The organism is Gallaecimonas kandeliae (assembly GCF_030450055.1).
Lineage (GTDB): Bacteria > Pseudomonadota > Gammaproteobacteria > Enterobacterales > Gallaecimonadaceae > Gallaecimonas > Gallaecimonas kandeliae.
Window position 1 is genome coordinate 2,016,630 of record NZ_CP118480.1, and the last position, 12,623, is coordinate 2,029,252.

General features: G+C 64.0%; 13 protein-coding genes. 9 read left to right on the plus strand and 4 right to left on the minus strand.

Translation table 11 applies throughout. The annotated features are described in order from the left end of the window. Positions 1-173 precede the first annotated feature (173 nt). Positions 174-725: a sigma-70 family RNA polymerase sigma factor gene (locus PVT67_RS09880; RefSeq protein ID WP_301493324.1), complete on the plus strand. Its 552-nt coding sequence runs from the start codon at positions 174-176 to the stop codon at positions 723-725. Next, complete coding sequence (locus tag PVT67_RS09885) at positions 715-1,371, plus strand: ChrR family anti-sigma-E factor (protein ID WP_301493326.1); 657 nt, start codon at positions 715-717, stop codon at positions 1,369-1,371. The genes PVT67_RS09880 and PVT67_RS09885 overlap by 11 nt, the downstream gene beginning before the upstream one ends. 57 nt (positions 1,372-1,428) lie before the next feature. Here the strand turns inward: PVT67_RS09885 and PVT67_RS09890 are convergent, their stop codons facing one another. Beyond that, positions 1,429-2,031 (minus strand): FMN-dependent NADH-azoreductase, encoded by a 603-nt coding sequence (locus PVT67_RS09890; RefSeq protein ID WP_301493327.1) that lies wholly within the window; start codon positions 2,029-2,031, stop codon positions 1,429-1,431. Positions 2,032-2,205: 174 nt separating this feature from the next. Here PVT67_RS09890 and PVT67_RS09895 point away from each other — a divergent pair, with 174 nt between their 5' ends. From PVT67_RS09895 to PVT67_RS09905, 3 genes are all read left to right on the plus strand, one after another. Beyond that, positions 2,206-3,525: a sodium-dependent transporter gene (locus PVT67_RS09895; RefSeq protein ID WP_301493329.1), complete on the plus strand. Its 1,320-nt coding sequence runs from the start codon at positions 2,206-2,208 to the stop codon at positions 3,523-3,525. Further along, positions 3,525-4,877: a sodium-dependent transporter gene (locus tag PVT67_RS09900; protein WP_301493330.1), complete on the plus strand. Its 1,353-nt coding sequence runs from the start codon at positions 3,525-3,527 to the stop codon at positions 4,875-4,877. Before PVT67_RS09895 ends, PVT67_RS09900 begins: the two co-directional genes overlap by 1 nt. 100 nt (positions 4,878-4,977) lie before the next feature. Further along, positions 4,978-5,214 carry a hypothetical protein gene (locus PVT67_RS09905; protein ID WP_301493332.1) on the plus strand — a complete coding sequence of 79 codons (237 nt, stop codon included), beginning with the start codon at positions 4,978-4,980 and terminating at the stop codon, positions 5,212-5,214. A 40-nt stretch (positions 5,215-5,254) separates the two neighbouring features. On the opposite strand, the gene PVT67_RS09910 is transcribed toward PVT67_RS09905, so the two are convergent. Then, complete coding sequence (locus PVT67_RS09910; protein WP_301493333.1) at positions 5,255-6,439, minus strand: ABC transporter permease; 1,185 nt, start codon at positions 6,437-6,439, stop codon at positions 5,255-5,257. A 1-nt stretch (position 6,440) separates the two neighbouring features. Beyond that, a complete protein-coding gene (locus PVT67_RS09915; RefSeq protein ID WP_301493334.1) occupies positions 6,441-7,223 on the minus strand; it encodes an ATP-binding cassette domain-containing protein in 783 nt (260 codons plus the stop codon). Between the two features lie 183 nt (positions 7,224-7,406). Between PVT67_RS09915 and PVT67_RS09920 the strand changes: the two genes are divergently transcribed. The 4 genes from PVT67_RS09920 to PVT67_RS09935 all read left to right on the plus strand — a co-directional run bounded on the left by PVT67_RS09920 (position 7,407) and on the right by PVT67_RS09935 (position 11,283). Further along, positions 7,407-8,111, plus strand: coding sequence for a YIP1 family protein (locus PVT67_RS09920; protein ID WP_301493335.1), 705 nt, complete (start codon positions 7,407-7,409; stop codon positions 8,109-8,111). A 1-nt stretch (position 8,112) separates the two neighbouring features. Then, positions 8,113-9,258, plus strand: a complete 1,146-nt coding sequence (locus PVT67_RS09925; RefSeq protein WP_301493337.1) for an efflux RND transporter periplasmic adaptor subunit — start codon at positions 8,113-8,115, stop codon at positions 9,256-9,258. Further along, positions 9,251-9,958 carry an ABC transporter ATP-binding protein gene (locus PVT67_RS09930; protein ID WP_301493338.1) on the plus strand — a complete coding sequence of 236 codons (708 nt, stop codon included), beginning with the start codon at positions 9,251-9,253 and terminating at the stop codon, positions 9,956-9,958. Before PVT67_RS09925 ends, PVT67_RS09930 begins: the two co-directional genes overlap by 8 nt. 86 nt (positions 9,959-10,044) lie before the next feature. Next, entirely contained in the window at positions 10,045-11,283 is a 1,239-nt protein-coding gene (locus PVT67_RS09935) for an ABC transporter permease (RefSeq protein ID WP_301493339.1), read from the plus strand. A 389-nt stretch (positions 11,284-11,672) separates the two neighbouring features. Here PVT67_RS09935 and PVT67_RS09940 read toward each other — a convergent pair whose 3' ends face one another. Beyond that, a complete protein-coding gene (locus PVT67_RS09940) occupies positions 11,673-12,539 on the minus strand; it encodes a hypothetical protein (RefSeq protein WP_301493340.1) in 867 nt (288 codons plus the stop codon). Positions 12,540-12,623 lie beyond the last annotated feature (84 nt).

Here is a 12,623-nt window from a genome sequence, read left to right on the forward strand (position 1 = left end):
GCCCGCCCCTGCCCGCTGTTGAGCATGGCGTGTTGATCTGGCCACGACGCCCAGCCGTAAAACTGCCAAAGTCCGTTTCGGCGCTCTGAAGTGGAGCAGGAGCCATGTTGATAACAACAGCGAAAAATAGCGGATACACTGGCAAGGACAGCCTGAAACGCGCGGATGGCAAAGTGAGTACGGATCCCCTGGCAAACGACCTTGCCGAGATCGCAAACCGGCGCTGCAAGCAGGCCTTTCGGCGGGTATTTACCTATTTCGCCCCCCGTCTCAAGGCCTTCGGCTTCAAGCAGTTCGGCAACGAGCAGCAGGCACTGGAGCTGGTCCAGGAAACCCTGCTGACCCTCTGGAACAAGGCCCATCTCTATGACCCTGACAAGGCGGCCGTGACCACCTGGGTCTACCGGGTGGCCCGCAACCAGAGTTTCGACATGATGCGCCGCAAGGCGGCCCGCCCCGACACCCTGGCCGGGGACCACCTCTGGCCCCTGGAAAACCAAAGCGGCGACGACCCCGAGTTGGACCAGCAGGTGCTGGGAGATCAGGCCCTGGCCTGCCTGGCCATACTGCCGCCGGCGCAGCGGCAGGTCATCGAGAAGATTTACGTGCAGGACAAGACGCAGCAGGAAACGGCCGACGAGCTGGGGGTGCCGCTGGGCACCGTCAAGTCCCGGGTACGCCTGGCCCTGGAGCGTCTGAAGGAGCATCTTGGCAGTGAAGACTAAGCATCATCCCGATATCGCCCTGCTGGCCGGCCACGCCAGGGGCGAGCTGCCGGCCGCCATCAGCGCCGCCCTGGCCGCCCACCTGGAGCAGTGTACCCGGTGCCGCGACAACCTGGCGGAGGCCGAGGCCGAGGCCGGCCAGGCGTTCTTGGAGGAGAGCCAAACCGTGGACCAAGGCCTGCTGGAAGCCATGCTGGCCCGGCTGGATGAACCGGCGCCACCGGCCCCGCCGGCGCCCCAGACCCGGCTCAGCGTCAACGGCGACAGCTTCGAGCTGCCCAGGGCCCTGGCCGGCTTGCAAGGCCGGCTCGGCAGCTGGCGGCGCCTCGGCTCCAAGGTCTGGTCGGCCGACCTGGACCTGGGGGACAGGGGCGCCAAGGCCAGCTTCCTCTATATCGACAGCCATACCCGCATTCCCCGCCACCGCCACGGCGGCCAGGAGCTGACGGTGGTACTGGCTGGCCACCTCAAAGACGAAGGCGGCCTCTACCGTGAGGGCGACTTCATCCGCAAGGGCCCCACCGACGAACACCAGCCTTTTACCGAAGAGGCGCCCTGCCTGTGCTTCTCGGTGCTGACGGCGCCGCTGGTCTTCACCGGGCCCCTGGGCCGCCTGGCCAATCCCCTGCTCAGGTTGCTGTTCTAAAAAAAAGCCTGGCCGCAAGGGCCAGGCAGTCCATAGAGGGACAACAACAATCGGGATTTAGAGGGCCGCTACCAGCTCGGCGATTTCGGCCTTGGCGCTGCCGATGGCTTCGGCTTTCTTCTCTTCGCCCATGTTCAGGCCTTCGGCGTAGATGAAGCGCTGGTCGCTGATCCCCATCAGGCCGAACAGGCTGGCCAGGTGCGGGGTCTGGGAATCCCAGTCGGTACCGGCGTAGACGCCGCCACGGGCGGCCAGCACCACGGCCTTTTTGCCTTCCACCAGGCCCTTGGGGCCCTGTTCGGTGTACTTGAAGGTCACGCCGGCGCGCTCCAGGCGATCGAAGTAGGCCTTGACCTGGCTGGGGATCCCCAGGTTGTAGAGGGGAACCGCCAATACCACCACGTCATGGGCCAGCAGCTCTTCGATCAGCAGATCGGAGCGCTGGGCCAGGGCTGCCTGCTCTTCGCTGCGCTGCTCGGCCGGGGTCATCCAGCTCACCAGTTCGGCGGCGTCCAGGTGGGGCAGGTTCAGGGCCACCAGATCCTTCTCGGTCAGGCTGATGTTCTTGTCGGCCACTTCGGCTTTGAAGGCGGCGGCCAGTTGGGAAGAGTTACCGTTGTCACCAAACAGGGAGCTGGTCAGGAGCAGGACTTTTTTCATGGTGGATACCTCAGTTCAATGGGATTGAGGCTCACTTTACCTTCCATAAAGCAAAAGAAAATTGCTAAAAATCGCCACTACCTTTCCAAAAATTCGAATGCTACCCCGCCGAATGGACGCCGCCCGAAGCAGATGGGTATGATGCGGCATCGTTTTTTTAAATCCTTGTTAAAAATGGTTAAAACCCAATTCTCGAGCCGCCTCGGCTTCGTCCTGACGGCGGCCGGTTCCGCCGTGGGCCTTGGCAACATCTGGGGCTTTCCCACCCAGGCCGCCCAGCATGGCGGCGGCGCCTTCCTGCTGCTCTACCTGTTGCTGGTCTTTGCCCTGGCCTACCCGGCCCTGGTGGCGGAAATGGCCATAGGGCGGCGCGGCCACCAGGAGCCCATCGCCGATCTCGGCTCCCTGGCCGGGGGCCTCGGCAGGCTGACCGGAGTGCTGGGGCTCCTGGCGGTGAGTGCCATCTTGAGTTTCTACCTCATCATCGCCGGCTGGCTGCTGGGCTACATGGGGGATGCGGTGCTCAAACTGCTGGGGCTCGACTGGCCCTGGCTGACCCACTTCAGCCTGGGCCGCAATCTGGTGCTGGGCAGCCTCTTCGGCCTCTTGACTTGGTACGTGGTGCAGCGCGGCCTGCAGGAAGGGATTGAGAAGTGGTCCCGGCGGCTGATGCCGGCCCTGCTGGTGGTGCTGGTGGTGCTGGCCTGCTACGTGCTGACCCTGCCCGGTGGCAGCGAGGGGCTGACCGCCTACCTGACGCCGGATCCCCAAAAACTCAAGGATCCGGGCCTTTGGCTGGCCGCCACCGGCCAGGCCTTCTTCTCCCTGTCCATCGGGGTCTGCGTGATGATGGTCTACGCCAGCTACCTGGACCGCGACGCCTCCCTGCCCAGGCTCGGCCTGCAGGTCACCCTCATCGATTCCGGCATCGCCTTCCTGGCCGGCCTGCTGGTGCTGCCGGCCATGTACGTGGCCAAGGCCCAGGGCCTGCAGATCCTCGACGCCAAAGGCCAGCTCATCTCCTCCGACACCCTGGTCTTCGACCTCTTCCCCCGGCTCTTCGACAGCCTCGGCGCCGCCGGCCAGCTGCTGTCCCTGGGCTTTTTCCTGCTGCTGACGGTGGCGGCGCTGACCTCCACCCTGTCCATGCTGGAAGTGCCCACCGCCTCCCTGGTGGCCCGCACCGGCAGCAGCCGCCGCCAGGCCAGCGGCCTGGTGCTGGGGGCCGTACTGGTGCTGATGGCCCTCATCTGCTGGCAGTTCAGCTGGCTGTTCGGCCTGGTGGTGAAAGTGGTGACCCAATACGCCCAGCCGCTGCTGGGGCTGATGTTCTGCCTCTTCGTGGGCTGGCTGTGGCGCCGTGACGGCCTGCTCAAGGCCCTGGCCGAAGAAGACAAAGCCTTCGCCAGCTCCTGGTTCTGGCGGCTCTGGCCCAGCTATGTGAAGCTGGTCTGCCCCCTGCTTATCCTCCTTGTCATGATCCAGAGCGCCTGATGACCACCAACAATCGCGGACAATTCAGTTCCCGCCTCGGCTTCGTGCTGGCCGCCGCCGGCGCCGCCGTGGGCCTTGGCAACATCTGGGGCTTTCCCACCCAGGCAGCCCAACACGGCGGCGGCGCCTTCCTGCTGGTCTACCTGTTGCTGGTCTTCGCCCTGGCCTACCCGGTGCTGGTGGCCGAGCTGCTGATCGGCCGCCACGGCCAGGCCAACTCGGTGCGCAGCCTGATGAAGCTGGCCAGGAACGGTGTTGAACGCAAGCTGGCGGTGGCCACCGCCCTTGGCGGCATCTTCACCGTCTGCCTGGTGCTGTCCTTCTATGCCATAGTCGCCGGCTGGCTGCTGAGCTACCTGCTGGGCGCCGGCTTCAGGCTGGCGACCCTGGACGGCGCTGCGACCTGGTCGGAACATTTCGGTTTCGGCCGTAACCTGCTGTTCATGCTCATCTTCATGGCCATGACGGCGGCAGTGGTGATGCGCGGCGTCAGCCAGGGCCTGGAAGACTGGTCAAGGCGGCTGATGCCCATGCTGTTCGCGCTGCTGTTGGCCCTCATCGCCTTCATGCTGACCCAGGACGGCGCCCTGGACGGCCTGGCCCGCTACCTGACCCCGGATCTCAGCCGCCTGGCAGATCCTGCCCTGCTGCTCTCCGCCACAGGCCAGGCCTTTTTCTCCTTGGGATTGGGGGTGGGCGCCATGATGGTCTACGGCTCCTACCTCAAGCCCGACAGCAGCCTGCCGGGGCTGGCCCTGTCGGTGACCCTGGTGGACACCAGCGTCGCCTTCCTGGCCGGGCTCCTGATACTGCCGGCCATGTACGCGGCCCAGAACCTGGGGGTCAACATCCACGGCGCCGACGGCTCCCTGGTGTCCTCCTCGACCCTGGTGTTCGACCTCCTGCCGGCGCTCTTTGCCAAGCTGGGAATGCTGGGGCCCTGGGTGGCCCTGGCCTTCTTCGCGCTGATGGGCATAGCGGCCATCACCTCCTCCATCAACATACTGGAGCTGCCGGTGAGTTTCGTGGTCGAGGAGACCCGCCTTGACCGCAAACAGGCGGCGTTGGTCATCAGCCTGGGGGTCAGCGCCCTGGCGGCGCTTATCCTCTGGCAGTTCAACCTGCTGTTCGGCTTCGTCATCAGCCTCTCCACCCAGTACCTGCAGCCCTTCATCGGCCTGCTGCTGTGCCTCTTCACCGGTTGGGTGTGGCAGCAAAAGCGCTGCCTCGAGTCCCTGGCCGAGGGCAGCAGCGCCCTGGCAGACAGCCGCGCCCTGGCCTTCTGGCGCTGGTATGTGAAATGGATCTGCCCAGTGCTGATAGCGGGGCTGCTGGTGCAGAGTTTCAGGTGACAAGAAGCCCGGCTTGGCCGGGCTTTTTAATGGCCGCCATGCCTTGGCCGGCCCTGGCCTGCTTTGCTAAGTTGGGGCCAGGCAAGCAAGAGAAACACCCATGCTGAAGAAGAAATTCACCCTCCACCTCGACGCCCTGCTGGTGATAGGCCTGCTCTTTGTGGCCTCGGTGGGCTTTAACGCCTTCCAGCAGTACCAGATAGGCCAGATCACCCAGGAGAACCTGGATCTGCAGATGCAGGGGGAGGTGGACAAGCTGAACCTCGCCTCCCAGCAGGCCACCATAGACCGGCTCGTCAAAAAAACCCAGCCGGACCTTGCGGCCGGGGGCAAGTAAAAGACGTGAATGGAAAGGGCGCCATCGGCGCCCTTTTTTATCAGCGGAACAACACCTTCTCCTGCCTAAAGCAGTAGACGCAGAAGCTGATCAGCAGCCCCGCTATCACCAGGGTGGAGGCCAGGATCAACCACAGCAGGCCGTAGTCTATGGTGCCCTTCAATATCTCCTTGATGGCCAGGGCTACGTTGGTGATGGGCACCAGGGCCCAGTGGGCGTCCAGGGTCACGCCGGGCAGCATGGCCACCACTATCGGCATGATCAGCGGCAGGTTAAGCATGCCCATGTAGTTCTGGGCTTCCTTGTAGCTGCGGGCATAGACCGACAGGGTCAGCATGGCGGAGGCGAAGATGGCGGCGATGGGGATCAGCATCAGCAGCACCAGGGCCACGTCCCCCGGGCCTATGGAGGAGAACACCTTGACGATGGCCTCGATGGCGAAATGCTGGCCTATGAGCAGGCCCCAGAGGGCGAAGCTCAGCACCGACAGCAATGACGCCAGCACGGCCGTGGTGAACACCACCAGGAACTTGCCCAGCACCAGTTGGGTGCGCGGCACAGGCGACAGCAGTAGGGTTTCCAGGGTGCCCCTCTCCTTTTCACCGGCGCCAAGATCGATGGCCGGCATCATGGCCCCCATCAGGCAGGTGAAAAAGAGCACATAGGGCAGGAAGCCACCGATATGTTCGCCGATGGACTCGCGCTTGTCCGCCACCGATACCTTCTTGAGCACGAAGGGCTCGGCCAGGGCCAGGCGCACCTGCTCGCTGATGCCGAGGCCGCCGGCGTAACGGCTCTTGAGGCTGTCTTCCAGAGGCGCCAGCGCCTTCTCCACCCGGCTCATCACCGACTTGATGCTGGAGGCGTCGTTGAAGTAGAGCTGCCATTGGCTTTGGCTGGGCTGCTTGCCGTCGTATTCGGCCGGCACCACCAGCACCACGTCCACCTTGTCACCGCGGATGGCGCCGCGGATGTCGCTCAGGTCGACGCCCTTGAGCACCTTGAAGTTGTCCTTGGCGGTGAAAGCCGCCGCCACCTCGGGCAGTTCACGGGTGAAGGCGATGCGCAGTTCCTGGGTCTCGGCCTTCTTGATCTGCTTGGCGGTGATGAAGCCTATGCCCCCGAAGATCAGGGGGAAGATCAGCAGCGGCATGGCGATGGCGAAAAACAGCGTCTTCCTGTCACGCACCAGTTCCAGCAGTTCTTTCCGGTAAAGGGTCCACATCTCAGGCCGCCTCCCTGCTCACCACCAGATTCAACAAGGCCTGGCGCAGGTCGCCATTCTGGGCGGCAAAGCGCGCCAGGCTGTCGTTGAACACCGTCTCGCCCTTGTCGATGACCACCACCCTGTCGCACAGGGCCGCCACCTCGTCCAGGTGGTGGGTGGAGAAGATCACCGGCACGCCCTTGTCCTTGAGGTGGCGCACCACCGTCAGCACCGTTTCGGTAGCCATGATGTCGAGGCCAGTGGTGGGCTCGTCCAGGATAAGGACCTTGGGCTCATGCACGAGGGCCCGGGCGATGGAGGTGCGCTGCTTCATGCCGGACGACATCTGATCGGCGCGGCGGTGCAGGAAGGCCTTCATGTCCAGGAGCTCGAAGAGCCCGGCCAGTCGCTGCTCCAGGGCTTCCCCTTCCAGGCCGTGCATACGGCCAAAGTAGGCGACGTTCTCATAGGCGGTGAGGCGGCCGTAGAGGCCGGTGCTGGAGGAAAGGAAACCTATCTCCTTGCGGGCGGCGGCCGGGTCGCGCACCACGTCGATGCCACCGACGACTATGCTGCCGGCGTCCGGCTTGATGGCCGAGGACAGCATCCGCAAGGTCGTGGTCTTGCCGGCGCCGTTGGGGCCCAGCAGACCCAGCACCTGGCCCTGTTGGCATTCGAAGTCGATGGATCGGACTGAATGGAAGAAACGGCCCTTGAGGCGGGGGTCCATCTTCTCCTCTTCCGTGAGTTTCTTGGGATCGGCCACCGCAAAACGCTTGGCCAGCCCTGTTACCTTGATCATCCTTTAGCTCCTGCTCAACGGGTTGCCTTATCATCACCTGTAGCAAAATACTCTGCATCCATAAGCTGTTACAAACTGTAAACAACAGGGCCAGCGCCTTGACGGGGCGCGCCACAGCCGGGAAACTCCGGCAGAGGACAGTGCGAAACCCCGCACCACAGAACACAATAAAGGAGTCACCCCATGCAAAGCTCTTCACCCTTTGCGGCCGTGCTGGACATCTTTGTCGCCCCCAGCCGGGCACTGAACGGCGTCAAGGACAGTAAATACTGGACCTTCCTGCCCTTCCTTCTTTACATGGGCCTGCCCATCGCTTTCCTGTGTTTCTACTTCCTGGGCCACGACTTTGAGTCCATCAAGGAGCAGATGCTGGCCGCCATGGGCGATCGCAGCCCGGCCGAAAAGGAACAGGCCGCCAACTTCCTGACTCCCCATACGGTGCTGGTGACCAGCACCCTCTTCTTCAGCCTCTTCTCGCTGCTGATGTTCTGCATGCAGGGCCTCTACCTGATGTTCGCCACCAAGGTGGATCCTGAGAATATCCGCAGCTTCCCGGACTGGTTCGCCCTGACCGTCTGGGCCCATTTCCCGGAGATCATAGGTACTGTGCTGTCCTTCGTACTGGTACTGGCCTCCAGCACAGTGCCGGATCTGAACAGCCTCAACATGCTGAGCCTCAACGGCATCCTCAACCTGCCCCCGGGCCACCCCTGGCAGAGTTTCGCCACCACCTTCGGCCTCTTCAGCATCTGGAGCCTGTTCCTGACCGGCCTCGGCATCCAGCTCTGGACCAAGATAGACAAGGCCCGCGCCTGGGTCATCGCCGCCCTGCCCTACGTGGTCATCTACGGCATCTGGGCCCTGGTCCTCGTCGTCAAGGGAAGTTGAGATGCGCCGTCTTCTGATAGGCCTGGCCATATTGGGGCTGGGCGCCTTGTTGGTCTGGGCCAAGGTCGGCCAGGGCCAAGCCGGCGTCAAGGTGGATCTGGTCAAGGCCGAGAAAGGCACCCTCAAGCACTCGGTGCTGGCTTCGGGTAAGCTGGCCTACCGCGAACAGGTGCAGCTGCGCTCCGAGGTCTCTGGCATCGTCAAGCAGGTGCTGGTGGAGGAAGGGGATCACGTCAAGAAAGGCCAGCTGCTGCTGGCCCTGGATCCCCAGAGCTACCAGGCCCAGGTGGACGCCCAGACCGCCTACGTCAACCAGAGCCGCATCGCCATAGAGCGCCAGCAGAGCTACCTGGAGACCCTGGGCCGCCAGGTTGACCGCAAGGTGGCCCTGCACGCCAAGGGCCTGCTGGACACCGACGCCTTCGAGACCGCCAAGTCCGAACTGACCCTGGCCAAGATTGATCTCCAGAACAAGGAACAAGCCCTCAACCAGGCCCAGGCCGAGCTGGACAGGGTCAAGGAGCTGCTGGCCAAGACCCGCTTCATCGCCCCCATGGACGGTGTGGTCACGGCCGTGGACGTCAAGGTGGGTGAAACCGTCATTCCCGGCACCACCAACATCGTCGGCTCCAGCCTGATGACCCTGGCCGACACCTCCGCCATCCTTACCGAAGTGGAAGTGGACGAGGCGGACATCGCCGGCGTCAAGCTGGGCCAGGACGCCGACATCTACGCCGTGGCCTTCCCCGATACCGCCCTCGCCGGCAAGGTCGAATCCATCGCCACCACGGCCCGCCAGGCCGTGGGCCGCCAAGGCATGAGCTTCAAGGTCAAGATCCTGCTCGATGACCTCAAGGGCAAGGCCATCAGGCCCGGCATGAGCTGCCGCGCCGAGATCTTCACCCAGACCGCCAAGGACGTGCTGCTGGTGCCCCTGGAAGCGGTGCGCTACGACGCCGACGACAAGCCCTTCGCCATGAGCGTCAAGGACGGTATCGCCCACCGCGTCGCCCTGGGCCTGGGGCTGTCCGACGACACCCAGCAGGTGGTGACCCAGGGCCTGGCCGAAGGTGAGCAGCTGGTGCGTGGCCCGGCCCGGGCCCTCAAGGGCCTCAAGGACGGGGACAAGGTTGCCGCCAATGGCTGATGTGATCCGCCTCGAGGGCATCAAGAAGGCCTTCGCCATGGCCGGTGAGGCCTTCTGGGCCCTGCGCGGCATCGAGCTCAATGTCCGCCAGAACGACTACCTGGCCATCATAGGCCCCTCCGGCTCAGGCAAGTCCACCCTGCTCAACATCCTCGGTTGCCTGGACGTGCCCACCGAGGGGCACTACTGGCTGGGAGGCCAGGACGTGGCCAAGCTGGACCAGGGGGCCCTGGCCGCAGTACGCAACCAGCAGATCGGCTTCATCTTCCAGAGTTTCAACCTGCTGCCCAGGGCCTCGGCCCTGGACAACGTCGCCCAGCCCCTGGTCTACCGCGGCCTGGGCCTGGCCGAGCGGCGCAGGCTGGCCCTGGAGGCCCTGACCAAGGTCGGCCTGGCCGAGCGCGCCCAGCACAGGCCTAACCAGCTCTCTGGCGGCCAGCGCCAACGGGTGGCCATAGCCCGGGCACTGGTGACCCGCCCGGCCATACTGCTGGCGGACGAGCCCACCGGTAACCTGGACTCCCAGACAACGAGGGACATCATGGCCCTGTTCGACGAGCTGCACAGAGACGGCCAGACCATAGTGGTAGTCACCCACGAGCAGGATATCGCCAACCACTGCGACAGGGTGGTCAAGGTCATGGACGGCGTCATCACCAGCGACAGCCTGGTCGACGGAGAGGGCTCCCGCGTTGTCTGACATCTTCATCACAGGGCAAGACTTTCCGTCGCCGACCGTTGGCACAGCCGGCGGCCATTACCCGCTGCACAGGGAGGGAGCCCGCCTTGTCTAACGTCATCGCCATAGGCCTCGAGAGCCTGAGGGCCGCGGTCAGCGCCATCCGCGCCCACGGCCTGCGCTCCGTGCTCACCACCCTCGGCATCGTCATCGGCATCGCCTCTGTCATCGCCGTGGTGGCCGTGGTGCAGGGCCTGACCGCCAGCATCAACAAGCAGATGGAGGGCATGGGCACCAACCTCTTGTCGGTGCGGGCCTCGACGCCCCTCAAGGACAGGATCACCGGCAACTTCGCCAAGCTCACCGACCAGGATCTGGAGAGCATCAAGAACAACCTGAGCGGCGTCAACAGTGTCACCGTCACCACCCCCCTGGTGGGCGGCATCAGCACCCTCAACTACCAGGGCCGCAAGGCCAGCACCATCGTCTCCGGCACCGGCTACGCCTTCCAGGATCTCTACAGCGTCTACACCACCCAGGGCCGTTTCTTCTCCAAGAGCGACGAGCAGTACCGCCGCCGGGTGGCGGTGCTGGGCAAGACGGTGGTGGACAACCTCAAGATCCAGGGCAACCCGGTGGGCCAATACCTGCAGCTGGGCCAGGAGTGGTTCAAGATCATCGGCGTGCTGGAAGAGAAGGGGAAGATCTTCGGCTTCGACCAGGACGACCAGGTTCTGGTCCCCTTCGCAACGGCCCGGGCCCTGCAGGGGTTCGTCAGCACCCCTAACCTCTCCATCGCCATGGCCATGGACGATCTCTCCAAGCAGCCGCAGATCATGGATCAGCTGAAAAGGCTGCTCAGGCGCAACCACCACCTGGCCAAGGGCGACCCCGACGACTTCGAGCTACAGACCGCCAAGCAGATGCAGGAGCAGGTCGGCAAGATCACCGGCACCACCACCATGGTGGCCGCCGGCGTGGTGGGGGTCTCGCTGCTGGTGGGGGGCATCGGCATCATGAACATCATGCTGGTGTCGGTCACAGAGCGCACCCGGGAGATCGGGATCTTGAAGGCCCTGGGAGCGACCCGCAGCCACATCCTCTGGCAGTTCCTGGCCGAGGCGGTGCTGCTGTGCCTGCTGGGCGGGGTCATAGGCCTGGTGCTGGGCTATGGCCTGGCGGCCCTGGTGACGGCCATGATCCCCTCCCTGCCCGGCGCCACCGTGCCCTGGTGGGCCGTGGCCCTGTCCTTGAGCTTCTCCGCCTGTGTGGGTGTGCTGTTCGGCATGCTGCCGGCCATCAAGGCGGCCAACCTGCATCCCATCGAAGCCCTGCGCTACGAGTGAGGCAAACTAAAAGACCGGCAGCCGCTGCTGTAACCGGGCAAGGCTGCCAACCTGCATCCCATCGAAGCGTTGCGCTATGAGTGAGGCAAACTAAAAGGCCGGCAGCCGCTGCCTGTCACCGGGCAAGGCGGCCAACTTGCATCCCATCGAAGCGCTGCGCTACGAGTGATGCCAACAAAAAGGCCGGCAGCCACTGCCTGTAACCGGGCAAGGCCGCCAACCTGCCCCCCATCAAAGCGCTGCGCTACGAGTGAGGCGAACAGAAAGGCCGGCATTGCCGGCCCTTTTTCTTTATCCCTTTGAGGCAATGCCTCACCACAGCACAGGCATAAAAAAGGGCAGCCGAAGCTGCCCTACCCTCTTCCTTGAGCGCCCTCTAGGGCGCTTTTTTATTCGGATCTGTTGCCTTCGTCTTTGGGCGCGTTCATGGCCAGGCGGGTCTGGAACATGTCGCCCAGGTTATCCCAGTTGGCGGCGTCCTGGGCCCAGTAGTTGCCGCCGGCCTCGCCCTGCTTGAGGTGCATGCTATCGAGCATGGTGGTGGCGAATTCGCTTTCCTTCCAATAAGGCGTATGGAAATAGAGTATCGGCAGCTTGGCGCGCTGGGCCAGCATGGCCACCAGCTCCTTGGCCTGCTTGCCGTCACCTTCGGCACCTGTCACCACCAGATCGGCGGCAGACAGGCACTCTTTGAGCCCCAGCACCTCGCAGCGCACCAGGGCGACGTCCTTCATGTTGTGGCGCAGCCAACTGGTGACCTTGGACTCCTGGGCCCCCAGGTAGAGGGTGGCCACCACGGCACCCGGCTTGTAGACCAGGCCAGGCTGGCCAGACAGCAACCAGCCCACCATTTCCTGGAGGTTGTGGTGGAAGGACTGGAGCTCATAGCTGACCGGCACTGTGCCGAAGGCGATGTAGCGGCGGCCCTGCTGGCTGATGCCGGCGGCGGCCAGGGGCCTGCCTGTCTTGCGGCCCAGCACCAGCGGGAAGCTGTCTTTATTGGTGGGCACCATGAACTGGCTGTAACGCCCGGGGGCATAGTGCAGGGGCGCGTCCAGCAAGGTCATGGCCAGGGCCAACTGGCGTGGGCTCAACTCGTCTGACAATGTGCCAGCCTTGGCCTGGGGCGTCGCCTCAGGTGCGGCCTTTTCCACCGTCGTTTCCGGAGCCTTGACCTGGGATCTGGCCTTGGGATTCGCATCACAGCCTGCCAGCAGCAGTACCGCCACCAGGCCCGCACATATTGAAGTTTTCATGGTGCCTGTCTTCACTTCTAGGGGCTGATGACAAACTAGCTCGCCTGGCGACCAGGCTGAATATCATCTCAAACTACTTAAGGC

Bases quoted from the DNA above. Each gene is read 5' to 3' on its own strand.
- PVT67_RS09915 (WP_301493334.1), bottom strand. From the start codon at position 7,223: ATGATCAAGGTAACAGGGCTGGCCAAGCGTTTTGCGGTGGCCGATCCC.
- PVT67_RS09940 (WP_301493340.1), bottom strand. From the start codon at position 12,539: ATGAAAACTTCAATATGTGCGGGCCTGGTGGCGGTACTGCTGCTGGCA.
- PVT67_RS09905 (WP_301493332.1), top strand. From the start codon at position 4,978: ATGCTGAAGAAGAAATTCACCCTCCACCTCGACGCCCTGCTGGTGATA.
- PVT67_RS09930 (WP_301493338.1), top strand. From the start codon at position 9,251: ATGGCTGATGTGATCCGCCTCGAGGGCATCAAGAAGGCCTTCGCCATG.
- PVT67_RS09900 (WP_301493330.1), top strand. From the start codon at position 3,525: ATGACCACCAACAATCGCGGACAATTCAGTTCCCGCCTCGGCTTCGTG.
- PVT67_RS09920 (WP_301493335.1), top strand. From the start codon at position 7,407: ATGCAAAGCTCTTCACCCTTTGCGGCCGTGCTGGACATCTTTGTCGCC.
- PVT67_RS09895 (WP_301493329.1), top strand. From the start codon at position 2,206: ATGGTTAAAACCCAATTCTCGAGCCGCCTCGGCTTCGTCCTGACGGCG.
- PVT67_RS09890 (WP_301493327.1), bottom strand. From the start codon at position 2,031: ATGAAAAAAGTCCTGCTCCTGACCAGCTCCCTGTTTGGTGACAACGGT.
- PVT67_RS09925 (WP_301493337.1), top strand. From the start codon at position 8,113: ATGCGCCGTCTTCTGATAGGCCTGGCCATATTGGGGCTGGGCGCCTTG.
- PVT67_RS09910 (WP_301493333.1), bottom strand. From the start codon at position 6,439: ATGTGGACCCTTTACCGGAAAGAACTGCTGGAACTGGTGCGTGACAGG.